Genomic DNA, 24,123 nt, shown 5'->3' with positions numbered 1-24,123 from the left:
TCCTAGCTGGACCAGTCGAAGAAGCCCTTGCCGGTCTTGCGGCCGAGTTCACCGCGGGCCACTTTGTCGCGGAGGATCTGCGGCGGGGCGAACCGGTCACCGAGGGTGGACTGCAGGTACTCGGCGATGCCCAGCCGCACGTCCAGGCCCACGATGTCGGTGGTGCGCAGCGGACCCGTGGGGTGCTTGTAACCCAGGACCATGGCGTTATCGATATCCTCCGCGGACGCCACGCCTTCCTCCACCATCCGCATCGCTTCCAAGGCAATCGCCACGCCAAGCCGTGACGACGCAAACCCGGGAGCATCGTTGACGACGACGGCGGTCTTCCCCAGTGCCGCCACCCAGCTTTTCGCCGCATCAGCGAGTCCCGGTGCGGTTTGTTCGCCGAGCACCACTTCGATCAGGGTCGAGGCGGGGACGGGGTTGAAGAAGTGCAGCCCCAGGAAGTTCCCGGGCCGCTGCAGCTCCTTCGCCAGCCCGTTCACGGAGAGCGAGGACGTGTTGGACGCCAGATACGCCTCCGGAGCCAGCCGCTCCTCGATCCCGCGCAGCGAAGAAACCTTCAAATCCCAGTCCTCCGGCACGGCCTCGACCACCAGCTGGCGGTCCTTGAACGCGTCATAATCCACGCCCACGGTCAGCCGCGAAGCCATCTCATCCAGGTTTGCGTCCACGACGCCGCGCTCGATGCTCTTGGCCGCTGCGGACTCCACCCGTTCCCGGGCGGCCTCGGCAGACTGCTCGTCACGCTCCACCACCAGGACGTGAACACCTTTGATCAGGAATGCGTGCGCGATGCCGGCGCCCATGCGGCCACCGCCCAGGACACCCACCCTGGCGGGCAGGCCGGCAATAAGTTCGGAGTTGCTCATGGGTTTCTACTTTCCGTCAGCGGTCTCGGAGAACGCAGCCTTCTTGGCCGCGTTGCGGTCCAGGAACTTCTGCATGCGGTCGAACTTGGCCTGCGATTCGAACAGGATCCCCTGGGCCAGCTGGTCGATCAGCGGGTGCGCTTCGGCCGGGGCGTGGAACACGGATTTGGTGATGCGGACGGCGAGCGGGTCCTGCCGGGCGATCCTGTCGGCGAGGCTGTGCGCGGCTCCGAGGAGTGCGTCGGCGCTGTGGATTTCGGTGATGAGGTTGACGGCCAGGGCTTCGTCGGCGCCCAGCACTTTGCCTGCCAGGAGGATCTGCTTGGCCACCGGCTCCCCCACCAGTTCCTTGAGCCGCCAGCTTGCACCGGCGGCGGCCAGGATCCCCAGTCCGGTCTCCGGGTTGCCGATCCGGACATCCGGGGTTCCGATCCGGAAATCTGCCGCATACGCCAGCTCCGCGCCGCCACCCAGGCAGTAGCCGTCCACGGCTGCGATGACGGGCATGGGCAGCTTGGCGATCCGCACGAAAATGGTGGAGTTGATCCCCTGCAGGGCGTCATCCCGCCGCCGCTCACGGAGCTGGGCGATGTCCGCGCCGGAGGCGAACACCCCCTCCACGCCGGCGATGATCAGGACCTTGGGATTTTGTTCCAGCGCAGCACAGACAGTGTGCAGCTCATCCACCATCTGCTGGTCCATGGCGTTGCGCACCTCGGGCCGGTTCAGCAGGACCACCACACGGTCGCCCTGCTCTTCCACCAGGAGCGCGGAGAACTTCTCGGCCGCCAGATCCACTGCGCCCGGCATCAGATCTTCTCCAGCAGCATGGCTGTGCCCTGGCCGACGCCGATGCACATGGTGGCGAGTCCCACCTTGAGGTCCTCGCGTTCCATGCGGCCCAGCAAGGTGATGGCAATCCGTGAGCCGCTGGAACCGAGCGGATGGCCCAAAGCGATGGCGCCGCCGTCGTTGTTCACGATCTCCGGGTCAAGGCCAAGCCGGCGGATGCAGGCGAGGGATTGGGTGGCGAACGCTTCGTTGAGTTCGACGGCGGACAGGTCACCGACGCTCAGGCCGGACCGCTTCAGGACCTTCTGCGTGGCCGGGACCGGGCCGATGCCCATGATTTCGGGCTCGCACCCCGCCGACGCACCATCGATGATCCGGGCACGCGGCGTGAGGCCGAGCCGCTCGATGGCGGCTTCGGACGCGATGATGATCGCGGAGGCGCCGTCGTTCAACGACGAGGAGTTCCCGGCGGTGACCACCGATCCACCGTGCGCCACTGGCTTGAGCTTTGCCAGCACGTCTGCGGTGGTGCCGGCGCGGGGACCCTCATCGGTGTCCACCACGGTTTCGGCCTTGCGGGTCTTGACGGTGACCGGGACGATCTCGTCCTTGAACCGGCCGGCGTCGATGGCGGCGAGCGCACGTTCGTGCGAGCGGACGGCAAAGGCGTCGGCATCGTCGCGGGAGATACCGTCCACCCGTGCCACTTCCTCAGCGGTTTCGGGCATTGAATAGGTCATCTTGCCGTCCCGGGACAGTGCACCGTTCTGGAACTGGGGGTTAATGAAGCGCCACCCGATGGAGGTGTCGAAGATCTGCCCGGGTTTGGCGAACGCGGCAGTCGGCTTCTCCTGGACCCACGGCGCACGGCTCATTGATTCCACGCCGCCGGCAATCACGATGTCCGCGGCGCCGGCCTTGATCATGTGGCTGGCCTGGATGATGGCGCTCAACCCGGACGCGCAGAGCCTGTTGACGGTTATTCCGGGGATGTGCAGCGGCAACCCGGCCAGCAGGACGGCCATCCGGGCGACGTTCCGGTTCTCCTCGCCGGCGCCGTTCGCGTTGCCAAGAATCACCTCGTCGATGCTGTCAGGGTCCAGGCCGGCGCGCTGCACGGCTTCGCGGACCACCAGCGCAGCCAGGTCATCAGGGCGGACTGCGGAGAGTGCACCTCCGTACCTGCCCACCGGAGTCCGGACCCCGCCTACCAGGAAAGCCTGCGGACCTGCGCTTGCAGCCATGGAAACACCCTTCACGCGATTAACAGCTCTGTCACCGGCGGCCGGCATGGCGAAGTGCGCCACTTACCGACCGTTCGTTCTGTAAATAGTACACGGCAGGCACGGCCGCGCGTAGCCCCGCTTAGAGGACCGTCACGCCCAGGTGCGCGGCCAGCAGCGGCGCCAGCAGTCCCAGCTGGTATTGGTCGATGACGACGCCGGCCAGGTTGCCGATGCCGCTGGCGCTGCGGAAGTCAGCGCCGCGGAGGTCGAAGTCCTTGAGCCTGGCGCCGGTAAGGTCCAGCGCTCCGATGGTGCAGCCCTTCAGGGCCACCCTGGTTGCCGCTGCCGAACCGAGGTCCAGTTCGTTGATGATGCAGTCGGTGATGACCACGTCCGTCAGCTTCGCTCCGCGGAGGTTCAGGTAGTCCAGCTTGCCGCCTTCAATCCGTACGGACTGCCACCCCGATTCGTAGAGTTCGGCCGACCCGAGCCGGGGGTTGCTGATCTCAACGTCCCGCCAGGTGGTGCGGGCGGCCCGGAAAACAGGAGCGTACAACTCGGTGATGACGGTGTCGCGGAATCCGGCGCCCCGGAGTTGGGCTTCATTGAGGGAGACCCCCTGGAGTTCGCACTCAGAGAAGTCGGCACCGGAAAGTTCCAGCCCGTCCGCGTCCAGGCGGCTGTAGCGGGCACCCTCATGGCGCCCGCCGCGCCGGAAGTCCAGGCCGCGGTCCTCAAGGTCCTCAAGGCGGACCGGCGAAAGCCGCGGGGAGGTGACGGCAGCCTTGGGCCGCCTGGTTCCGGACCCGCTCACCGGGCGGATTCCGCTTTTGCCGCGATGTCCGCCAGGTCCTTGGCAAGTGCCTTGCGACTTGCCGCCATACCCAGCCTCCCGAACACCGCGGCGAGGACCCGGCCGGCCGCCGTGGGCTTGGACATTGTGGCACCAAAGGTCAGCGTCAGGTCGGTTCCGCCGTCGCGGCTGGCCAGGCTGAACCTGGTGCTGTAATCGGCCCCGCCCTGGGCGGCCTTCACGGTGGTGGTGCGGGGCGGTTCGGCGCTGTCCACCCACATCTCGACGGTTTCAGACCTGCCGAACATCTTGCGCGTTTCCTTCCAGCGGGTGCCCTCGCCGTAGGCACCGTCCGTCAGGAGCTGGACCGCTTCCACCCCGGACAGCGTCCCGGGCGCGTTCCGGATATCCGTGATCACCGCCCACACCGTTTCCGGCGAAGCATGGATGTGCTGGGTCAGGCTGAGGCTTTGGTCCATGACGTCGAGCCTATCGCCGCAGGCGGACAAAGGCAGGCCGGCCAGCCGCCCGCGGCACTCCCGCGGCAGGCCGGCTTGATTTAGTAAGCATGCTTCGTGTTAGTGTGAAAGGGCATTGTTTGGTCGACGGAAACGAAAGGAGGCCACACCATGGGCCTCGGAGACAAGATCAGTAACGCAGCAGAAGATATGGGCGGCAAGGCCAAGGAAGCTGCTGGCAACGCAACCGACAACGACCGCCTGAAGGCAGAAGGCCAGACCGACCAGGTCAAGGCTGATGCAAAGAAGGTCGGCGAAAATGTCAAGGACGAGTTCAAGCGCAACTAGTCCTTTGCCGGGGCAGCCGCAGCGAACGGCGTGCTGAACCGGTAGACAATGGCGGCGGATCCCCCGGATCCGCCGCCATTCTGCTGCCCGGGAACCACTGTCACCTGGCGGGTCACCAGCCGCTGCGGGTTGGCGTATGCCCCTGCCGCGAGTCGTCAGGCATCGTCATCTCAGCCCGCAGCCCCAGCAGCCGGATGGGCCGTTCCGGTTCAATCTTGCCCCTGAGGTCGAGGGCGCGGGCCAGTACTTCCGCGGGGTCGGCAGTCTCGGGAATCTTGCGGGCATAGGTTTTGGTAGTAAACGGGGCATAGCGGACCTTGAGGGTCAGCCCCACCACGGGCCTTCCTTCAGCGGCAACATCCTCCAGCACCGCCGCCACCAGTTCCCGGACAGCTTCATCCACCTGTGCCGCTTCGGTGAGGTCGCGCTGGAACGTGGTCTCCCGGCTGTGGCCGCGCGCCACCCACGGGGTGTCGTCCACCTCCGAGGAACCGTCTCCCCGGCCGAGCTGCGCGTACCAGGGCCCCATTTTGGGACCGAACTCGGGGACAAGGAAGTCCGGATCCACTGCCGCCAGTTCAGAAACCACAGTGATCCCCAGCGCTGCCAGCCGGCGGGACACCTTGGTTCCCACTCCCCACAGGTCGATGGTGGGCCGGTTTCCCATGACGTCCAGCCAGTTCTCCGCCGTGAGCCGGAAGACACCGGCAGGTTTGCCGAATGTCGTCGCCACCTTGGCGCGGACCAGAGTGTCGCCGATGCCCACGCTGCAGTGCAGACTCGTGGCCTCAAGTACCGCCTTCTGCAGTTGACGGGCGTAGGCCTCGGGATCACTGGACTGCACGCCGACGAACGCTTCGTCCCAGCCGAGCACCTGGACAACTGCGCCGGGCCGGGAGCGCAGTACGCCCATCACCGCCCCTGAGGCCTGGAGGTAGGCCTCCTGGTCCACGGGCAGAATGACGGCGTCAGGAACTTTCCGCGCGGCGATGCGCAGCGGCATCCCGGATCCGACGCCATAGGCGCGGGCTTCGTAGGAGGCGGTGGAGACGACGGCCCGTTCGGTGGGATCGCCACGTCCACCCACGATCACGGGCTTGCCGGCAAGCTCGGGGCGGCGGAGCACTTCCACAGCCGCGATGAACTGGTCCAGATCCACATGCAGCACCCAGGGTTCGCCCACATGCCCCAGTCTGCCCCGCGCCGCTGCCCGGCACCAGCCTTCCCCACGGGCGGCTAGCCTTGGGCCATGACGAACGTGGACCTGAGCACCGAGAGCATTGCCGCCGGCGGATCACCCTCCCTTAGCGGCTACCTTGCCGTACCCGAGGGCGACGGCCCGTTTCCCGCCGTCGTAGTGATTCATGAAGCCTTCGGCCTGGATGACCAGACCCGCCGGCATGCGGACCGGCTGGCCCGGGCCGGCTACCTCGCCTTGGCGCTGGACCTGTACAGCGACGGCGGGGCGCGGCGGTGCCTGGTGGGAACCATGCGCGCCATGGCGGCCCGCACGGGCCGGCCCTTCACCGACATCGCCACGGCCCGCACCTGGCTTGCGGCATCGGACCTCAGCAACGGCATGACCGGCGTGATCGGGTTCTGCATGGGCGGCGGCTTCGCCCTGCTGGCAGCCAAGGACGGGTTCCAGGCAGCGTCGGTCAACTATGGACGGCTCCCCGGAGAGCAAAAGGACCTGGTGGAAGCCCTGCGCGGCGCCTGCCCCATCGTGGCCAACTACGGCGGCGCCGACAGGTCCCTGAAAGGAGCGGCAGCGCGGCTGAACTCAGCCCTCGACCAGCTGGGCATAGAGCACAGCGTGCAGGAATTCCCAGGCGCCGGCCACAGCTTCCTCAATGACGAAGAGATGGGCCCGGCACTCCTCCGGCCCCTGATGCGCGTCATGGGAGTGGGCCCCGATCCGGACTCCGCCCCGGAGGCGTGGCGGCGGATCGAGGACTACTTTGCGCGGTACTTGAAGGACTGACGGCCCCATCTTTTCGTGCGTTCCCGCCCGGTTAGTGGCCGCATACCCGCGAACGGGCCCGGACACGCCGGCGCGAAAGGCCGGCCGGGCGGACAAACTGGGCAGGAAAGCACGCAATGAACGACGACGGCGCCAGCCACCTGGGGAAGGTGGCCGGCGCCGTCGTCGTACTGCTTGGAGCGGAAGGGCTAGCTGTAGAGCTCGCTCTTGGGCGCGTTGTTCTTGACCTTCTGCCAGCCGAGCCAGAGGACCAGGGCGAAGAACGGGATGGTGGCCAGGGTCCACAGGCCCAGGTAGAACACCTCGCCGTCCTTGCTGGTCATGGTGTCGAAGCCGATCAGGACGGTGATAACGAGCAGGGCAATGAGGCCGGCCCAGCTGGTCCACGGGGAGCCGGGCATGGGCAGGGTGGACACGCTGCCCTTCTTCTTCCGCAGCGCGATCTGGCTGGCGAAGATGGAGCCCCAGGTGAAGATCACGCCGATGGAGGCGGTATTCAGGGCGAGATCGAAGGCGTGTGAACCGCCCAGCCAGATGTTCAGCAGGATGCCGACCAGGTAGACGGCGCCGATGGCGAGGATGGCCATGTACGGGACCCTGCGGGTGGACATACGGGTCAGCCACTGCGGTGCGTGGCCGTTGTTGGCCATGGTGCGGAAAATACGGCCGATCGAGTACAGGCCCGAATTGCAGGAGGACAGGGCAGCGGTGATAACGATCATGTTCATGACGTCGCCCATCCAGCCCAGGCCCATCTGGCCGAAGACTGTGACGAACGGGGAGGTCCCGGCCACGTACTGGTCCGAGGGCAGCAGCATGGCCAGCAGGGACACCGATCCGACGTAGAACACCACGATGCGGAAGACGACGGCGCGGATCGCCTTGGGGACTTCGCGTTCCGGGTTCTGCATTTCACCGGCGGTGATGCCCACCAGCTCGATGGCGTTGTAGGCGAAGATGACGGCGTTCAGCACGAGGATCATGACCAGCGCGCCCTTGGGGAACATGCCGCCCTCGTCATGGAAGAGGTTTGCCACGGAGGCGTGTCCGTCGCCCACCTTGGCGTTGGTGACCACCATGAAGGTGCCCACGGCCAGGAAGATGACGATCGCGGCGACCTTGAGGCAGGAGGCCCAGAATTCGAATTCGCCGAAGGCTTTGACGCTGAAGAGGTTCACGGCCACCAGCAGCACCAGCGCGGCGATGGCGGACAGTTCAACGGGGACGTTGGGGAAGAAGAACTGGAAGTAGAGGCCGATTGCGATGAGTTCGGCGATGCCGGTCATGGCCCAGTTGATGAAGTACATCCAGCCGGACAGGTAGGCGCCCTTGCGGCCGAACATTTCACCGGCGTAGCTGACGAACGAGCCGGAAGTTTGGCGGTACATGATGAGTTCGCCCAGGGCCCGCATCAGCAGGTAGGCGATGACGCCGGCAATGGCGTAGGAAAAGATGAGGGCCGGGCCGGTGGAGGCGAGGCGGCCGCCGGCTCCCATGAAGAGGCCTACGCCGATGGCGCCGCCCATGGCGATCATGGTGACGTGGCGCCTGCCCAGCGTTTTGCTGTAGCCCTCGGCGCTGAGGGACGGGTCGACGGCGGTGGATGCTGCCGTGCTGTTCTTGATTTCGGGCGGGGTACTTTGAGGCACAACGGTTCCTTGTGGGTTGGGGGTTGGCCGCATTCGGAAGCGAATGATCCAGCTCACATAATTCGGCCTTCAGCCGTTGGGGCGGCCGTTTGTGAGCGTAAGTCCTCGTCTTGCCGAAGCTTCGCGCGGCCTATCCATCGTACAAGATCCATCCGGGTGCCACGTGACGCGCACTACACCGGCTCTGCTACGGGCACCCGTAAAGATACTTTTCGGCATGCCTAAATTTGCGCTATTCTCATGTCATTACCGCAACGGCGAGGAGATGATCATGGCAGCACCCACCCTGCAAGTACGGCCGGTGGCAGGCAGGCTGTGGTCACGGCTCCTGCTGCTGGGACCGGCGTTCGTCGCCGCCATCGCCTACGTGGATCCCGGAAATGTCGCCGCCAACCTGACCGCCGGCGCGAACTACGGCTACCTGCTGGTCTGGGTGCTGGTGATGGCCAACGCCATGGCGGTCCTGGTGCAGTACCAGTCCGCGAAACTGGGCCTTGCCACCGGCCTGAGCCTGCCGGAAATCCTCGGCAAGCGGCTGGGAACCCGCTCCCGGCGCCTCTACTGGGTGCAGGCCGAGGTGGTTGCCGGCGCCACCGACATGGCCGAAGTCATTGGCGGCGCAGTGGCGCTGAACCTGCTGTTCGGCCTGCCGCTCCTGCTGGGCGGGGTCATCATCGGCATCGCCTCCATGCTGCTGCTGGCGCTGCAGACTGCCCGCGGCCAACGGACCTTCGAATACGCGGTCCTGATCCTCCTTGGCGTGATCGCCGTCGGCTTCATGTCCGGACTGTTCGTCAACCCGCCCGACGCCGGCAGCGCCCTGGGCGGACTGGTTCCGCGTTTCGAAGGAACGGACACCGTCCTGCTCGCCGCCAGCATGCTCGGCGCCACGGTGATGCCGCACGCAATCTACCTGCACTCCGCGCTGGCCCGTGACCGGTTCGGCTTTTCCCCGGACCCGGCCGTGCGGACCCGCCTGATCCGGGCCACCCGGTTCGATGTGCTGGGCGCACTGCTGCTGGCCGGCGTGGTCAACATCTCGATGCTGCTGCTGGCTGCCTCCAGCCTGCGCGGCATTGAAGGAACGGACACCATCGCCGGGGCCCACGCCGCCGTCTCCGCCGCCCTGGGGCCCGCCATCGGCGTCGTGTTCGCCGTGGGGCTCCTGGCATCCGGCCTGGCCTCCACCTCGGTGGGCTGCTACGCCGGCGCCACCATCATGGGCGGCCTGCTGAAGGTCAGGATTCCGCTGCTGGTCCGGCGGGTCATCACCCTCATCCCCGCCCTGGTGATCCTCGGGGCCGGAATCGAGCCGACGCTCGCCCTGGTCCTCAGCCAGGTGCTGCTCAGTTTCGGCATTCCCTTTGCACTGATCCCGCTCATCCGGCTGACCGGCAAGCGCGAGATCATGGGCATCCACGTTGACTCCCGCGCGCTGAAGATCGCCGGCTGGACCAGCGCCACGCTGATCGTGGGACTGAACTGCGTCCTGATCGCCCTGACCATCGCCGGGCAGTCCTAGGAACCGGCCGGCCCGGGGCGCTCCCTCCAGAAACCCTCAAGTAGCCTCCGAAGGCTAGGCTGAAGCCATGGCTACCATGCACCGCCGCCCGCCCGCACCGCAGCCGGAGCTGTACCGGTTCGCTCCCCTGGATTTCGCCGCACTTGCCACCTATGTGGCCATCGCCGGCGCGTTCACCGTTGCAGGCGAGCTCCTGGCGCCGGCGCTTCAGCAGCTGGCACCTTCCCCGGCGGCAGCGTCCTACCTGGTCAACCTGATCTTCTACGGCTCCGTGGCAGTCCTGGCGTTCCTAGCTGCCCGCCGGGTGGTAGCGCGGGACCTGAGGGTCCTGGCCACCCGCCCGTGGTTCACGCTGCTGATGGTTCCGGCCTCGGTGATCGTGATGATGATCCTCACCGCCGTGGTGGTGGCTGCGGGCGGTGAGGCACAGACTTCCGCCAACCAGGCAGGCCTGCAGGCGCTGATGCAGCAGGTCCCGGCCTGGCTGATCGTGCCCGTCCTGGTGGTGGTGGGCCCGTTCGTGGAGGAGTACATCTTCCGGCACCTCCTGATCGGCAAACTCAGCAGGCGGCTGAACATCTGGCTGTGCTGCGCCCTGTCCGTGGTGGTGTTCGCCGGCATCCATATCGCCGGCCAGGAGGCCATCACCCTGACCGCCCTGCTCCCCTACCTGGCCATGGGCGCCACCCTGGTGTTCGTCTACGTCTGGACCGGCCGGAACGTGATGTTCTCCTACTTCGTCCACGCTGCCAAGAACCTGCTGGCGGTGGTCTTCATCTACGCCATCCCGCCGGAGCTCTTTGAACAGCTCCAGCAGGCCCAGGCCTGATTTCTAAGCCTGGTTCCTAGGACGTTCCGCTGCTCCCCCGCAGTATCAGGAGGTGGCTGCCCGCGGTCCGTCCCGTGATGAAGACCTTGACCCCTTCCGAGGCGTTGGTCCCCGCCAGGTAGCGGTAATTTTCACCCGGGTTGTACGCGGGCGGAGCGTCCGGATCAGCCGGAAGTCCGGGCCCGAATTCGATGGTGTCCGAGCCCACCCGGTAACTGCCGGTCTCCTGTACCAACTGGAAGGCTCCGGGCGTGCCCAACGCCGGGATCACGCCGTCGAGCACTCCCCCGGGCCGGAAGGTCAATTCCAGCGCAAAGGCGGTGTCCGCACCGTCGAAGTCCAGCTCCAGGACGGTCTGCCCCGGCTCGGCCCGGACGGTGATCTCCGTGGCCAGCCGGTGGACCACCGTAGGCCGGCCGGGAAAGTCCATGCTGGCGCTGAACCGGCCTTCGTGGCCCAGGGCGTAGATGCCGTCCTCCCGCCTGCGGGCGGCGGGCAGTGGCAGGTAGAAGTTCGCTGAAAGCTCCTCGGACAGCCGGACAGTGGCGCCGTCCCGTACCGTGTGCTGGCTGCGGAACGGGCCCAGGTCGAAGAAGCTGCGGGACAGCCGCACATCGGACAGGACCGCTGCTCCCTGGGCGAACCGCAGGAACGTGGGGTTGCTCGCCAGCCCGGACACTACGCCCGGGATTAGCTCATCACAGCCGCCGAACACGGTGGTGGCGGACCCGGCTGCCCGGAACCGGTAGGCGCCGCAGGTTTCCAGTGCGGCGGCCGCCGGGGTGAGGACGTCCGCGAGAATGGCGTCCGACGGCGGCGCGTCCGGAAGTACGGCCTGCAGCCAGGGGTCCAGCCGCAGGAGGGCCAGCAGTTTGGCGGGTTCATGCAGCGGGAGCGTCCCCAGCCAGGCTGCCGCTGCGGCAAAGTCCGGGTTGGCATCCTGGTTGGCCAGGCGCCGGTAGAGCGGAAGGAAGGGGGCCGCCCCGAAATCCATCCATTGGTCCTGCCGTCGGGAGAACACGGATTCCAGTGTTCCGTCCGGGTTGAACCAGGGCAGGAATGCCGTGAGGTTCCGGCGGACGTGGTCCAGCAGTTCAGTACGGCCCGCATGGTCCGCGATGGCCAGCAGGGACGGGTTGGTCACGGCCGAGGCGTACAGCGCGCTGCGCTCGGAGTACATGCCGTCCGGCAGCTGGTCGATGCCTTCGGCCAGCCATTCGCTGATCCGGTCCGCAATGTCCTGCCGCGGCTGCAGCGCGTTGATCCTGGCCAGGGCGGCACTCAGTTCCCAGCGGTGGTTGGGGGTGTGGACTCCGCCGGCCACCAGCGCCTCGGTGGCGCGGGAAATGATGCCGGCCAGCCGGGCCTCCGCGTCCGCGAGTGCCTCTCCAGGCGTTTCCAGGGCACGAATGATGCCCAGGGCGATGCACGCATCGTTGAGGGTGAAGGCGGAATCCGGCGGCGAACAGAGGTTGGTGCCGTCGAACAGGCCGGTGGGGCCCTGCAGCTGTTCAAGCCGGTCCAGGCACCGGCGCATCGCGGCACCGGTGCCGTCAGCACCGGATCCGCCAGCGGAGCCGGGTTCCCCGGCACCCTTCCCACCGGCGGCGTAGAAGCCGGAGCCGGGCTCCGTGGTGACCGTGGCCAAAGCCAGCAGCCTGCCCATGGCGGCGCGGTGCGGAAGGGCCGTGGCGTCGTCGTCGTGCGTGGCCAGGAACGCTGCAACGCTCCTGTCCGCCGCTTCCACCACCCGGGTGCGGAAAGCGGTGTCGGTCGTTGTTGTTTCCACGGTCCTAATCCTTCAGTCCGGCGCTGACATCGGCGTTGAGCACGTACTTCTGGAACACGAAGAACACCAGCACCAGCGGCAGGAGGGAAATCACCGAGGCGCCCAGCAGCACCGGCCAGTCGATGTTTTCGGCGCCGACGATGCTGCGCAGCGCCACCTGCAGTGTGTACCACTTGGGATCGTTGAGCACGATCAAGGGCCAGATGTAGTCGTTCCAGCGCCACTGGAACGAGAAGATGGCCAGCGTGAACAGGATGGGCCTGGACAGCGGGAGCATGATCCGGAAGAAGATGGCCAGCTCACTGGCGCCGTCGATCCTGGCGGAGTGCAGCAGGTCGTCCGGGACGGTGAGGAAGAACTGCCGGAACATGAAGACGCCGGTGGCCGTCAGCACTGAGGGCACGATGATGCCGGCCAGCGAGTTATAGAGGCCCAAATCCCGGATGACCGAGAACGTGGGATTCAGGATGACCTCGGTGGGCAGCATGGTGGTGGCCAGGATGCACACGAAGAACAGCCGGGTGCCCTTGTTGTTGTACTTGGCCAGGGCGTAACCCGTGCAGGCGCTGAAGAAGACCGTGAGGACCGTGGTGACGATGGAAACCGTCGCCGTGTTCAGGAAGTACTGGGCGAAGTCCACCCGTTCCCAGGCGTCCACGAAGCCCTGGAAGGTCCATTCGCGCGGAATCATGGAGAGCGGGTAGCTGAAGAGTTCGCTGCCGGGCTTGAAGGAGCTGAGCAGGAACCAGAGCAGCGGGAAAGCATAAATCGCGGCGATCAGCCACGTCACTACGGTGAGCGGGACGGATGCCTTGGCGCGGGCCTCCCGGTTTCCCCGCGGCTTCTTCCGCGGGTCGGCGGGCGGCGCAGCGGGGGTTTGGCCCGCCCCGATGGCCGCTTCCCCGGCGACGGCGGGAGGCAGGTTGGCAGCTGTTGCCATGGGTCAGCCCTTCTTCCGGTTGAACCGCAGCTGGATCAGCGCGATGGCCAGCAGGACCACCATCAGCACCATGGAGGCGGCGCTGGCGTATCCCACCTTGGACTGCTCGAAGCCGGTCTTGTAGATGTACTGCACGATGAGGGTGTTCTCCGTACCGGGGCCGCCGTTGGTGAGGGCCTGGATCATGGCGAATTCCTTCATCGCATGGATGGTGGAGAGCAGGATGACCATGAACGACGTCGGCGCGATGCCCGGAAGCGTGACGTGCAGGAAGCGCTGCCACGCGTTTGCCCCGTCCAGCTCGGCTGCCTCCAGCAGGGCTTCGGGGATGTTCTTCAGCGCGGCGATGAAGAGGAGCATGTTGAAGGCCGTGCCGCCCCAGGCCGAGGCGAAGATGACCACTGCGAGGGCCAGGTTGCCGTTGCTGGACCAGGGCAGCGCGTTGCCGCCGGCGCCGGTGATCAGGAAGTTGACGAAGCCGAAGTCCTGGCCGAACAGCCACTTCCAGATGACACCCACCACGATGGGCGAGATCAGCCAGGGCAGGAAGATCACCATCTTCGCCGCCGTGCGGCCGCGGACGGCCTTGCTGACCAGCAGCGAGGCCACGCCCAGCGAGCACAGGTACACCAGCGGCACGGACAGGACCGTGTAGACGAATGTCCTGCCCAGCGCCGCGTAGAACGTGCTGTCCGCGAGGAGCTTCTGGAAGTTGGCCAGGCCAATGAAGTGGAGCTTGCCCACCCCGCGGTAGTCCGTGAAGGAGTACAGCATCCCCAGGGCGCCCGGCCAGACGAAGAAGACCAGGAAGAGCACCACGTTGACGCCCACCAGGACCAGCGGTGCGATGACGTAGCGGTTGCGGCGCTTCTGCTGCGACTTGCTCCGGACCGTCCCTGTGGGGGGCTTCGCGGGAGCCGCCGTAGTGCTGATGGTTGGGTTGGCCACTGGTTTAGGCGCCGTTGTAGAGCTTCACGATGTTGTCCACCGTGGTTTTGGCATCCTGGCTGCCGGAGAGCATCTTCACGGTCTCTTCGCGCAGCGGGTCCCCGGAGAACGGGGTTTCGGCGTACGCCTCGGCCACCACGCGCTTGATGGCGTTGTCTCCCTTGGCATCGTTCTCCGCGATCTGCTTCTGGTACAGCTCAAAGGACGGCTGCTGGAACTGGTACTCCACCTTGAGGTCCTTGGCAGGCAGGTAGCCGCCCAGCTGTGCGAACTCGGTGTAGTTGGCGTCCTCGTAGAACCAGTCGATGAACTTCTTGGCTTCCTCGTCCGCGCCGGTGTCCTTGAACGCCACCATGAAGCCGCCGCCGAGGTTGGTGGCGTTGACTTCCTTCTTGGGCAGCGGCACCGAGAGCCACTCGAAGTCCTTGATGTTCTTGTTGAAATCGGCCACCTGCCAGCTGCCGGAATAGTACGCGGCCACCTGGCCGCTCTTGAACATGGCGTTGCCGTCCTCGCCGCTGAGCCAGACGGACTTGGGCATGGTCTTGTCGTCGTTGATCTTCTGGAAGTATTCCAGGGTTTCCACGGCCTTGCTGTCGCCGGCGTACTTGCCGTTTTCCTTGGCAAAGGCGGTGCTGCCGAACTCGTACATCATGGCGCGGAGGCGGTGCCCGGAGCGGTCCATGACAAAGCCGTATTTGGCGCCGGCCTTTTCCCGGACCTCGCCAACGGCGGCAATGAACTCATCCCAGGTCCAGGTGCCCTCGATGGCGGTGGGGTACTTGACGCCGGCCTTATCGAACAGGCTCTTGTTGACGAACAGGCCCACGGCAGTGAGGTCCGAGGGGATGGCGGGGATGATGCCGTCCGGGGATTCCTGCAGGTACTTTTCATCGATGCTGTGGGACTTGGCGATATCCGAGAGGTCCTGGAGCTGGTTGGCCCACAGCGGGTCGAGGCCGGTAACGCGCGCCAGTGCCGGCAGGTCGTTGGCGGTGGCCGCGTTCTTGAGCTTGGTGGTGATGTCCGCCGTGGGCACGTCCACCACCTCGATGGTGATACCCGTGGCTTCCTTGTACTTCTTGGCCGCCGCCGCAAAAGCGCCGCCCTGGTTGGTGTCACCGGAGAGGACCAGCTGGAGCGTCTTGGACCCGGAGTCCGAGGAGCCGCCACCGCCGCCGCAGGCAGTCAGGCCGGCAGCAAGGGCCGAAAGTCCGAATGCGGTAAGGCCGAACTGGCGCCGGGTGATGCTTGAGATTCTTGTCTTCTCTGACAATGGTCTGTCCTGTCTCTCAGTGCTCCTGGCCTTGCAGCAAGGCCTTTGCCGATGGTGAAAGCTAAGCCCACTCCGGCAGCATTGCCGGCAAGGAAAAGCCTTTCCGGACCCAACTGTGACGTATGTCATGACATATTGTCAAGAGCACTTTTCAGCGTTGTAGATGCGTCTCCGCCGCGGAAATGCAGCCCCCTACCGCTCGGACGCGCGCGCCTTTACCGTGGTGGGATGGGACTGAATATCCAGATTGTCATCGACTGCCGCCGGCCTCACCAGCTTGCCGACTGGTGGGCGGAAACCCTCGAATGGTCGGTGGAGCCGCAGGATGCCGGGTTCATCCGCTCCATGATCGAGCAGGGCTTCGCCACCGAAGACCAGACCACCACCCACCGCGGGAACCTGGTGTGGAAGGACGGGGCCGCCATCCGCCCGCCTGAAGAAATCGAATCCAAGGCGCCCAGCCGCCGCCTCCTGTTCCAGACCGGCGAAGAGGAGAAAGTGGCCAAGAACCGTGTGCACTGGGACGTCAACCTCGCCGGACGGGACAAGGACGACGTCCGGAGCGAGCTGGAAGCCCGCGGCGCCACGTTCCTGTGGACGGCGCGCCAGGGACCGCATTCCTGGCACACCATGGCGGACCCCGAGGGGAACGAGTTCTGCATCAGCTAAGCACGATTACTAGACTTGGACGGTGAGCAACCAAATTCCCGCCCCGGTGTCCGATGTCTTCGATCCCACCCACTGGCGGGTGGTAGCCGGTTTCGAGGACTTCCAGGACATGACCTACCACCGCCAGGTGGAGCGGGACGCCGACGGCGGCTGGGTGCGTGACCTGCCCACCGTCCGGATTGCCTTCAACCGGCCCGAGGTCCGCAACGCCTTCCGCCCCGGCACCGTGGACGAGCTCTACCGTTCACTGGACCATGCCCGGATGACCCCGGATGTGGCCACCGTGCTGCTTACCGGCAACGGCCCCTCCCCCAAGGACGGCGGCCACTCGTTCTGTTCCGGCGGGGACCAGCGGATTCGCGGCAGGGACGGCTATAGGTATGCCGACGGCGAGACGCAGGAGACCATCGACCCCGCGCGTGCCGGCCGGCTCCACATCCTGGAAGTCCAGCGGCTGATGCGCACCATGCCCAAGGTAGTGATCGCCGTCGTCAACGGCTGGGCGGCCGGCGGCGGGCACTCCCTGCACGTGGTGGCAGACCTGACCATCGCGTCCCGGCAGCACGGCAAGTTCAAGCAGACCGACGCCACGGTGGGCAGCTTCGACGCCGGCTACGGGTCGGCCCTGCTGGCCCGGCAAATCGGGCAGAAAGCCGCCCGGGAGATCTTCTTCCTCGCCCGCGAATATTCCGCGGAGGACATGGTCCGGATGGGGGCAGTCAACGAAGCCGTGGACCACGAACGCCTTGAGGAAGTGGCCCTGGAGTACGCCGCGGACATCGCGCGGCAGTCGCCGCAGGCCATCCGGATGCTCAAATTCGCGTTCAACCTGGCTGATGACGGCCTCGCTGGCCAGCAGGTCTTCGCCGGCGAAGCCACCCGGCTGGCCTACATGACGGACGAGGCGGTGGAGGGCAAGGAAGCCTTCCTGCAAAAACGGGACCCCGACTGGTCCAGCTTCCCGCACTACTTCTAAGGCAGGAGCGGTACATGAACAGCACCTCCCCCAACACCAGCCACCTCAACATCGAGCCCGTGCTCAAGGCCCTGGCCGCCGCGCTCCACGGTGAGGGTCCCGCCGTCGAACTTTCCATCGGTGCCGACGGCGCCCTCGTGGTGGGGCACATTGAAACCCCGGGCTGCGATGACGCAGTGGCGGTAGTCCGCACCTCCGGTTCCACCGGTGCGCCCAAGGCCACTGTCCTGACGGTGGAGTCCCTGGCGGCCTCTTCGATGGCCACGGCGCTGGCGCTCAAGGGCGAAGGCCAGTGGCTCCTGGCCCTCCCCGTTCAGTACGTCGCCGGCATCCAGGTCCTGGTGCGCTCACTGTTCGCCGGGACCCGTCCCTGGGTGATGGACATGTCCGGCGGTTTCACGCCCGAAGCCTTCACCGCCGCCGCCCTGGAACTCACGGACAAGATCCGCTACACATCCCTGGTCCCCACCCAGCTGCAACGGCTCCTGGACGATCCTTCCCCGGATACGCTCGCCGTGCTCCGCCGCTTCAACGCCATCCTCCTGGGCGGCGCCCCCACCCCGCCCGCGCTGCTCGACGCTGCTCGTGAGGCCGGGGTCCGGGTGGTCACCACGTACGGTTCGGCGGAAACCTCCGGCGGCTGCGTCTATAACGGCTACCCGCTGGAAGGCGTCTCGGTCCGCGTGGCCGCTGATGGCCGAATCCACCTGGGCGGCGACACCATTGCGGCCGGCTACATCGAGGCCCCGGACGAGGAAACAGGCACTTTCTTCGAAGAGGACGGCGTTCGCTGGTACCGCACCAGCGACATCGGCAAGATCGACGACGACGGCCGCCTCACCGTACTGGGGCGCGCAGACGACATGATCATCACCGGAGGCATGAAGGTTTCCGCCGCGGACGTCCAGGAAAAGCTGGAAAAGTCCGACGGCGTCGCGGCGGCTTTCGTGGCTGGCGTTCCTTCCGAGGAGTGGGGCCAGGCGGTGGCCGCCTACGTGGCGCTCGCCGCGGAAGGCGCCACAGGCGACCCTACGGCAGGACCTGCCGTCGACGTCGACAGCCTCCGGAAATCCTGGCACCGGGAACTGGGCTTTGCTGCGCCAAAAACTGTCCTGACCGCGCCCGCCCTGAAGATGCTTCCAAACGGGAAACCGGACCGGCTGGCCATGACCGCCGAACTCAGCTCCCTGCACCAGGGAAAGTAGAGTGGACCTGCACTACTGCGGCGCAGCCCTGACTGGCACCCTGCCGCTTACACGAAACAACATGAGGTACTGACCGTGGCAACAGCCGCCCAATGGATCCAAGGCGCACGCCTGAGGACGCTTCCCGCCGCTATCGCGCCTGTGCTCATCGGCTCCGCCGCAGCCTATGCGATGGATTCATTCCTTCTGCTTAATGCCATCCTGGCTGCGCTGGTGGCCCTCTTGCTCCAGGTGGGCGTGAACTTCGCCAACGACTATTCGGACGGTATCCGCGGAACGGACGACGACCGCGTGGGTCCGCTGCGCCTGGTGGGTTCCGGAGCCGCCAAACCGGAGCACGTCAAATATGCCGCGTTCGGCACCTTTGGTGCGGCGATGGTGTTCGGGCTGGCGCTGGTGGTCATCACGCAGAGCTGGTGGCTGATCCTGGTGGGCCTGGGATGTGTCATGGCTGCCTGGGGCTACACCGGCGGCAAGAACCCCTACGGCTACATGGGCCTGGGCGACGTTTTCGTGTTCGTGTTCTTCGGCCTGGTGGCCACCTTGGGAACCACCTACACCCAGGCCGGACAGGTCAGCCTGCCAGCCGTCATCGGCGCCATCGGTACCGGACTGATTGCCACCGCCCTGCTCATGGCCAACAACGTCCGCGACATCCCCACGGACATGCAGGCGGGCAAGAAGACCCTCGCCGTGCGGCTGGGAGACAAGCACGCCCGCGAAAGCTACGTGCTGATGCTGGCCGTCGCCATCCTGCTGGTGGTCATCCTGGCTCCCGGACGGCCATGGATGCTCATTGTCCTGCTGTTGATCCCGGCCTGCCTCATGCCGGCCTGGCTGATGATCAACGGCCGCAAGCGCAAGAGCCTGATCCCCGTGCTCAAGCAGACCGGGTTGATCAACCTTGGCTACAGCGTCCTGTTCTCACTGGGACTGGTGCTCAGCCACGGCTTCTGAGCCGGGGCCGGCCGGCAGCTGGTTACCGCCCGCGGCCGGCCGCGTCAGTTGCGGGGCTTGGGGTTCCTGGCGTCATTGTTGATGGCGACGTCCGGGTTGGCGTCCAGCAGGGCGTCCTCGGCATTTGCATCCTGGACCTCGCCCGCGGAGCGCAGCGGCTTGGCCTTGCCGGAGAAACGGTGGTGCAGGTTTGCCGTTGCGGCGTCCCGCTGCTTCTGGAAAAACAGGTAGCTCACGGCGAACGCGATCACTCCGGCGAAGATCACCGACATCAGCGCGCCCAGCTGCAGGAGCATAAAAATGACGAACAACGGCACGAAGAGCGCCAGGCGGATCAGGGAATATTTCAAAAAGGCCACATTCAAGTTTAGCCGTCTCCCGCCCGCCACCCCCTGCGCCTGCTGACGATAGACTTAGTGGCATGCTTCTCCGTGTGGCTTTGGCCGTGGCAGTCCTCGTCATCTTTGTGTATGGCCTCGTGGACGTGATCCGCACCGATGGCCGGCTCACCCGCGGAATTTCCAAACCCGCCTGGATCGTGGTCATGATCATCCTGCCGGTGCTGGGCGCGATTCTTTGGCTCCTCATTGGCCGCCCCCGTTCCGCCGCGCCGCAGCAGCAGAGTTACCGCCACCCCACCGCCCCGGACGATGATCCGGAGTTCCTCCGCAATCTCGAGGTCCGCCGCCGCAACGAGGCAGAAGCCGCGCGGCTGAAGAAGCTCAAAGACGATCTTGAGGCCAAGGCCAAGGACGCCGACGGTAATAAGGGCAAGCACGAAAACGACCACGACACCGACGGACTGAAGTAGGGCCCATGGCTTACGACCCTGACGGAGAAGAACGGCTGCGCACTACGCCCACCGGAACAGCCCCGCCATCAGGGTCAGACGCCCAGCCTTCCCCGCCGCCCCGGCCAGGCCTGTCCTACGCGGCCCCGGCGCCCATCTCCGTCGTCCCTCCCGTCCCCGGTACCGTGCGGCTTGCCCGGGCGCTGTGGCTCCTGAGTTTCGTAGCGGGCCTGACCGTCCTGTTGGGGTCATTCCTCAGCCGCGACGGGCATCTTGAGCGGCTCCGCTCGGTGGTGGACGGAATGGCCCCCGGCGGGGATGCGGAGGCCGTCAGCACTGCCAGCGGAATCGTGTTCTGGGGCAGCGTGGGGGCACTTTTGCTGGTGATCCTCCTTGAGGCGGCTCTCCTCGGCGCAGCCATGGCGCGGCATGGCTGGGCACGCTGGGCGCTGGTCCCGCTGCTGGCGGCGCATGCCGTGGTAACACTGCTCGCCACGGCATTCCTGACGCCGGAAGGCGACAGTGCCAACTACGTCATGCTGCTCTGGGGCGCCCAACTGCTCCTGGCACTGGTGGGACTGGTCCTGCTGTTCTTCCCGGCCTCCAACGCCTGGATTAAGAGCCGCCGTACAGTCCGCAGTTAAGCGGTGCGCTGCCGCTGAAGCGCGGACGATTCCGCCAGTACGCCCTCGCAACTGCGGATCACCACACGGCAGGCGTCGATGGCCGAGCGTTCCATGAGCGGATTCTCGGCAAGTGCCCGCCACCGCAGCAGGCACCGCCGGGCCTCGTCGGAAAGCTCGTCCGGCGTGGCGGCCGCCTCCAGGCCCAGCCTCACGTGGGCGGCTGCCCCCAAGCCGCCGACGAGGCGTTCAGCATCGGCGGCGAGATCGGGTTTCAGGGGCACACCGGTGGTGCGCAGCGTGGCCAACAACCGCAGTTCGCGGAATTCATGGGCATTGGCCTGCAGCCGTTCGAGGGAGCCGGCCAAGTCCTCCGTCCCGTCGCGCGGGCTGGACCGCAGAAGCGCCTCGACCCCCACCAGCGCCGTACGCGCCTTGAGGGCCCCCGACCGGGCCTGGAACTGCCGTTCCAACAGTTCCATCAACGGATCCAGGCCGCTGCGCCGGGCAAGTTCGTGGGCCAGGGGCGTGGGTTCGTTGAAGCCGTTGCGGATAAGGACCACGGCCAGCCGGATGCCGAACAGTCCAAACCTGCCAAGCAGCGAGGCCCGGGCCTCCGGGGTCAGCCGTTCGGGTTCGGAGCCGCGGAGGAACCGGTCCGCAGAGAGCATCATCTTTTCGCGCACCGCGCGGTCCAGCCCCGCCAGCAGCTGAAGCGAGGCGAAGTCCTGTTGCCGGAGGCTTCGGGCGGTCTGGGCGAGCAGGCCAGCCACCGGCACCACGCCCAGTGCGAGCTTCCGAAGGTTGTGGTCCCGCCGGTACCGTTCGGCGATGTCGCCGGCGGAGAGCAGCGAGTCGATGCGGCCGGCGCCCACCTCATCGGCCCGGGACAACACAGCCAGCGCGTTGACAGTGCCGGACCTGCCCGATGCGGTGTCCTTGAACGATTCCAGGAAACGCAGGTCCGAGGCGTGCATATGCCGCATCAAATATACGATCGCGTCAGCCTGCGATGGTGCGTCCGCCGGAGTCAGGAACCCGGTGGCGAGGGCGGACACATCTTCGGAGAGCGACGCGATGCCGGGAGTATCGATCAGCGTCATGGTCCGCAGCGTGGGCGAGGGCCACTCGACGTCCAGCCGCTCGGCGTCCTCGGCACGGACGTCACCCAGGACGAAAACCAGCCGCCCGTCCACCCGTTTGAGCGGCAGCGGCCGCGGCTCGCCCTCCCGCGGATGCAGCATGATCCTCGGTGTCCGGCCGTACCGGTACCACGTGACGATGCGGGTGCACTCGCCGGTGTCCGTGGGCGCGATTTCCTCGCCGATGATGGCGTTCAGCAGCGTTGACTTGCCAGCCTTGACCATGCCGGCAATGGCAACGCGGAGGGGCTCTGCCAGCCGCTGCCCGTACCCCTGCAGCAGGTCCACTGCAGCAGGGTCGTCGGCGTAGACCTCCAGGGCGTCCCGGACCAGGCCCGCGGCACCGGCAACGGTATCCGCGGTCATCCGGCCGCCGCCGGCGCCAGGGGCCGGGAAGCGGCCACTTCAGCCGCCACCGCCGCCGCTGCCGCGTGCAGGGCGTCCACCTTCTTGAGTTCGGCCTTGATCTCCCTGATGCGCACGTCTTTTTGCAGGGTGAACGTGGTGGCTGCTTTCTGGGCCACAGACACGGAATCGGACAGCGACCGGTGGTGCTCCTCCGCGATTTCGGTGAAGTGGTCCCGGATGGACCGCTGTACAAGCCGCAGGCGGTCCTTGAGCTGCTTGCCCACCTGGAATGTCACGTCGTCAATCTGGCGCCGGACCAGGGCCTTGGCCTCCCCCTGCCGCCGCTTGAGCCTGGCTTCCCGGTCCTCCCGGTAGGCTTTCCGTCCCAGCAGCAGGCCGGCACCCACTGACAATGGGTTGATCAGCGCCATGCCGAAGATCCCGGTCAGCAGGCCAAACATCAGTACACCGCCGTAGGAGCCGCGCATGCCGATCAGGACTTTCTGCATGGGGTTGATGCGGCCCGGATCGAGGTCCGGCATCTCCTCCACGGGGTCCAGGGCGTCGCCGGTGTCCGCAACCCTCAGGGCCGGGATCCTCACCTCGTCCGCGGCAAAGTGCTCAGCCACCTGGGAGGCCAGCCAGTGTGCCCGCTCGCTGGTCCACACGAAGGTGTCCGAGATGGCTGCGGCAGAACATTCCTCCAGCCACTTGGAAAATTCGTTCCACGTGGGCCCGGGATCGCCCTGGTCAATGGCGGCCTCCGCTTCCCTCTGGATCCGGCGGAGCCTGTCGCGGAGGTCGTACTCCATGTCTGCGATGAGGTCGCTGATGCCGTCGCTGAGCGTGATCTGCCAGCGGGCCGAACGCTTCCGAAGATCGTCGGCTTCAGTCTTGGCCAGTTCCAGGCCCGCGATCATCCGGGGGGTGCCGGCGGGATTCTCGAGGGCATCAAGCTCGGACTGCAGGGACAGCCGCAGGTTCTCGGTGACCGAGAGCAGGTCCTGGCTGACGTGCCGGCGCTGCAGCCGTTCCGATTTGCCCACGATTTCGTTGCGCAGGTGCCGCACCAGTGCCGGGAATCCGGACTCGCCGTTCAGCTCGGCGTCCTGCAGCCGGCTGGCCTCAAGCCGCAAGTCCGAGGACACCGGGAAAAGCGGGATATCCGGCGCAACGGCATCCAGGCGGGACCGGTCCATGTCCGCCACGCGCCGCCAGTCCGGGTAGAGGTCCGTCTTGGACAGGACACCCACAACGCTGGGGGTGATCCTCATGGCCTGGCGGAGGAAGCGCAGTTCGGGTTCGGTGTATTCCTGGGAGGCGTCGGAGACCAGCAGCATGGCGTCGGCCGTTGGGAGGGCCGTGAGGGTGGTGAGCGTGTGGGAGGAGCCCATGCCGCCTACACCCGGAGAATCGATGACCGTCAGGCCCCCGGTCAGGATCTTCCGCGGCAGGTACACCTCGGCTGCCACCAGTTTCTTGCTGTTGCCGGGATTGCCCTGCTCGGAAACGTATGCGGCGATGTCCTCAATGGGGATCGGCTGGCGTTCGACACTCCCCTCCTCGCCGCCGTCCGAATCTGCCTTCGGAACAAGGATGGCTGCCGAGGCCGGTTCGCCGTGCCGGACCACCGTGGGCACAGAGGTGGCAATGTCGTCGTCCACCGGGCAGACCGGCGCGTTCACCAGGGCGTTAATCAGCTTGCTCTTTCCCTGTTTGAACTCCCCCACCACGATGACGCGGACACTGGGGTCCCGCAGCCGTCCCGCAGCCTGCTCCAGGCGCTTGCGGAGGTCGGCGCGGTCTGCCGTCTGGGCCAACTGGAGGCCGTGCTCCACCAGCTTGATCAGCTGTCCCGCTGTCATCGGTGTTGGTTTTGCCAGTCCTGCTTCTGCCACAGTGTGTCCTTTGCGTCAGGCTCCGGGTTGGAAGGCGGGCTAAGCCGGGGATAGCCCGGCAGGAGGGTTTCCCCTCCTGCCGGGCT

Annotated in this window: 24 protein-coding genes; 10 read left to right on the top strand and 14 right to left on the bottom strand. The window is 66.3% G+C overall.

Annotated elements, in window-relative coordinates:
- Window positions 1–2 precede the first annotated feature (2 nt).
- The 5 genes from UC32_RS00320 to UC32_RS00300 form a co-directional block, all read right to left on the bottom strand.
- Window positions 3–875, bottom strand: a complete 873-nt coding sequence (locus UC32_RS00320; RefSeq protein WP_045729322.1) for a 3-hydroxyacyl-CoA dehydrogenase family protein — start codon at window positions 873–875, stop codon at window positions 3–5.
- A 6-nt stretch (window positions 876–881) separates the two neighbouring features.
- Window positions 882–1,685, bottom strand: coding sequence for an enoyl-CoA hydratase/isomerase family protein (locus tag UC32_RS00315; protein ID WP_152642516.1), 804 nt, complete (start codon window positions 1,683–1,685; stop codon window positions 882–884).
- Window positions 1,685–2,911, bottom strand: a complete 1,227-nt coding sequence (locus tag UC32_RS00310; RefSeq protein ID WP_045729321.1) for a thiolase family protein — start codon at window positions 2,909–2,911, stop codon at window positions 1,685–1,687. Before UC32_RS00310 ends, UC32_RS00315 begins: the two co-directional genes overlap by 1 nt.
- 121 nt (window positions 2,912–3,032) lie before the next feature.
- Window positions 3,033–3,707: a pentapeptide repeat-containing protein gene (locus UC32_RS00305; protein ID WP_045729320.1), complete on the bottom strand. Its 675-nt coding sequence runs from the start codon at window positions 3,705–3,707 to the stop codon at window positions 3,033–3,035.
- Complete coding sequence (locus tag UC32_RS00300) at window positions 3,704–4,165, bottom strand: SRPBCC family protein (RefSeq protein ID WP_045729319.1); 462 nt, start codon at window positions 4,163–4,165, stop codon at window positions 3,704–3,706. Before UC32_RS00300 ends, UC32_RS00305 begins: the two co-directional genes overlap by 4 nt.
- Window positions 4,166–4,315: 150 nt before the next feature.
- Between UC32_RS00300 and UC32_RS00295 the strand changes: the two genes are divergently transcribed.
- Complete coding sequence (locus UC32_RS00295) at window positions 4,316–4,492, top strand: CsbD family protein (RefSeq protein ID WP_045729318.1); 177 nt, start codon at window positions 4,316–4,318, stop codon at window positions 4,490–4,492.
- A 112-nt stretch (window positions 4,493–4,604) separates the two neighbouring features.
- Here UC32_RS00295 and UC32_RS00290 read toward each other — a convergent pair whose 3' ends face one another.
- Entirely contained in the window at window positions 4,605–5,675 is a 1,071-nt protein-coding gene (locus tag UC32_RS00290) for a DNA polymerase IV (protein ID WP_459542910.1), read from the bottom strand.
- A 66-nt stretch (window positions 5,676–5,741) separates the two neighbouring features.
- Between UC32_RS00290 and UC32_RS00285 the strand changes: the two genes are divergently transcribed.
- Complete coding sequence (locus UC32_RS00285) at window positions 5,742–6,476, top strand: dienelactone hydrolase family protein (protein WP_045729317.1); 735 nt, start codon at window positions 5,742–5,744, stop codon at window positions 6,474–6,476.
- A 188-nt stretch (window positions 6,477–6,664) separates the two neighbouring features.
- On the opposite strand, the gene UC32_RS00280 is transcribed toward UC32_RS00285, so the two are convergent.
- Window positions 6,665–8,125 (bottom strand): amino acid permease, encoded by a 1,461-nt coding sequence (locus tag UC32_RS00280; protein WP_045729316.1) that lies wholly within the window; start codon window positions 8,123–8,125, stop codon window positions 6,665–6,667.
- A 271-nt stretch (window positions 8,126–8,396) separates the two neighbouring features.
- Here UC32_RS00280 and UC32_RS00275 point away from each other — a divergent pair, with 271 nt between their 5' ends.
- Both UC32_RS00275 and UC32_RS00270 read left to right on the top strand, forming a co-directional pair.
- A complete protein-coding gene (locus UC32_RS00275; RefSeq protein ID WP_045729315.1) occupies window positions 8,397–9,647 on the top strand; it encodes an Nramp family divalent metal transporter in 1,251 nt (416 codons plus the stop codon).
- Window positions 9,648–9,714: 67 nt separating this feature from the next.
- The gene (locus tag UC32_RS00270) at window positions 9,715–10,476 is read left to right on the top strand and encodes a CPBP family intramembrane glutamic endopeptidase (protein ID WP_045729314.1); all 762 of its coding nucleotides are present in this window, start codon (window positions 9,715–9,717) and stop codon (window positions 10,474–10,476) included.
- Between the two features lie 16 nt (window positions 10,477–10,492).
- Here UC32_RS00270 and UC32_RS00265 read toward each other — a convergent pair whose 3' ends face one another.
- The 4 genes from UC32_RS00265 to UC32_RS00250 are packed head-to-tail and all read right to left on the bottom strand — an operon-like array spanning window position 10,493 to window position 15,429.
- Window positions 10,493–12,265, bottom strand: a complete 1,773-nt coding sequence (locus UC32_RS00265) for a hypothetical protein (protein ID WP_045729313.1) — start codon at window positions 12,263–12,265, stop codon at window positions 10,493–10,495.
- Window positions 12,266–12,269: 4 nt separating this feature from the next.
- Window positions 12,270–13,205: a carbohydrate ABC transporter permease gene (locus UC32_RS00260; RefSeq protein ID WP_045729312.1), complete on the bottom strand. Its 936-nt coding sequence runs from the start codon at window positions 13,203–13,205 to the stop codon at window positions 12,270–12,272.
- 3 nt (window positions 13,206–13,208) lie between these two features.
- Window positions 13,209–14,153, bottom strand: coding sequence for a carbohydrate ABC transporter permease (locus UC32_RS00255; protein ID WP_200896287.1), 945 nt, complete (start codon window positions 14,151–14,153; stop codon window positions 13,209–13,211).
- Window positions 14,154–14,157: 4 nt separating this feature from the next.
- Window positions 14,158–15,429, bottom strand: a complete 1,272-nt coding sequence (locus tag UC32_RS00250; protein ID WP_052690479.1) for an extracellular solute-binding protein — start codon at window positions 15,427–15,429, stop codon at window positions 14,158–14,160.
- A 228-nt stretch (window positions 15,430–15,657) separates the two neighbouring features.
- On the opposite strand from UC32_RS00250, the gene UC32_RS00245 reads away from it, so the two are divergent.
- From UC32_RS00245 to UC32_RS00230, 4 genes are all read left to right on the top strand, one after another.
- Entirely contained in the window at window positions 15,658–16,098 is a 441-nt protein-coding gene (locus UC32_RS00245) for a VOC family protein (RefSeq protein ID WP_045729311.1), read from the top strand.
- A gap of 22 nt (window positions 16,099–16,120) precedes the next feature.
- Window positions 16,121–17,074 carry a 1,4-dihydroxy-2-naphthoyl-CoA synthase gene (locus tag UC32_RS00240; RefSeq protein ID WP_045729310.1) on the top strand — a complete coding sequence of 318 codons (954 nt, stop codon included), beginning with the start codon at window positions 16,121–16,123 and terminating at the stop codon, window positions 17,072–17,074.
- Window positions 17,075–17,088: 14 nt separating this feature from the next.
- Window positions 17,089–18,279, top strand: coding sequence for an AMP-binding protein (locus UC32_RS00235; RefSeq protein ID WP_045729309.1), 1,191 nt, complete (start codon window positions 17,089–17,091; stop codon window positions 18,277–18,279).
- A 75-nt stretch (window positions 18,280–18,354) separates the two neighbouring features.
- A complete protein-coding gene (locus UC32_RS00230) occupies window positions 18,355–19,236 on the top strand; it encodes a 1,4-dihydroxy-2-naphthoate polyprenyltransferase (RefSeq protein ID WP_045729308.1) in 882 nt (293 codons plus the stop codon).
- Window positions 19,237–19,280: 44 nt separating this feature from the next.
- On the opposite strand, the gene UC32_RS00225 is transcribed toward UC32_RS00230, so the two are convergent.
- Complete coding sequence (locus tag UC32_RS00225) at window positions 19,281–19,595, bottom strand: DUF4229 domain-containing protein (RefSeq protein ID WP_045729805.1); 315 nt, start codon at window positions 19,593–19,595, stop codon at window positions 19,281–19,283.
- 62 nt (window positions 19,596–19,657) lie between these two features.
- Between UC32_RS00225 and UC32_RS00220 the strand changes: the two genes are divergently transcribed.
- On the top strand, window positions 19,658–20,047 hold the full coding sequence (locus tag UC32_RS00220; protein WP_045729307.1) for a PLD nuclease N-terminal domain-containing protein: 390 nt from the start codon (window positions 19,658–19,660) through the stop codon (window positions 20,045–20,047).
- Window positions 20,048–20,052: 5 nt separating this feature from the next.
- Window positions 20,053–20,670, top strand: coding sequence for a hypothetical protein (locus UC32_RS00215; RefSeq protein WP_045729306.1), 618 nt, complete (start codon window positions 20,053–20,055; stop codon window positions 20,668–20,670).
- Here the strand turns inward: UC32_RS00215 and UC32_RS00210 are convergent.
- Complete coding sequence (locus UC32_RS00210; RefSeq protein WP_045729305.1) at window positions 20,667–22,157, bottom strand: dynamin family protein; 1,491 nt, start codon at window positions 22,155–22,157, stop codon at window positions 20,667–20,669. The two genes, UC32_RS00215 and UC32_RS00210, sit on opposite strands and share 4 nt — an antisense overlap.
- Window positions 22,154–24,004, bottom strand: a complete 1,851-nt coding sequence (locus tag UC32_RS00205; RefSeq protein ID WP_045729304.1) for a dynamin family protein — start codon at window positions 24,002–24,004, stop codon at window positions 22,154–22,156. The genes UC32_RS00210 and UC32_RS00205 overlap by 4 nt, the downstream gene beginning before the upstream one ends.
- Window positions 24,005–24,123: the final 119 nt, after the last annotated feature.

This window comes from Pseudarthrobacter chlorophenolicus (genome assembly GCF_000962805.1).
GTDB lineage: Bacteria > Actinomycetota > Actinomycetes > Actinomycetales > Micrococcaceae > Arthrobacter > Arthrobacter chlorophenolicus_A.
The sequence above is the reverse complement of the archived record's forward strand: the minus strand, read 5'-3'. Positions and strand labels throughout refer to the sequence as shown.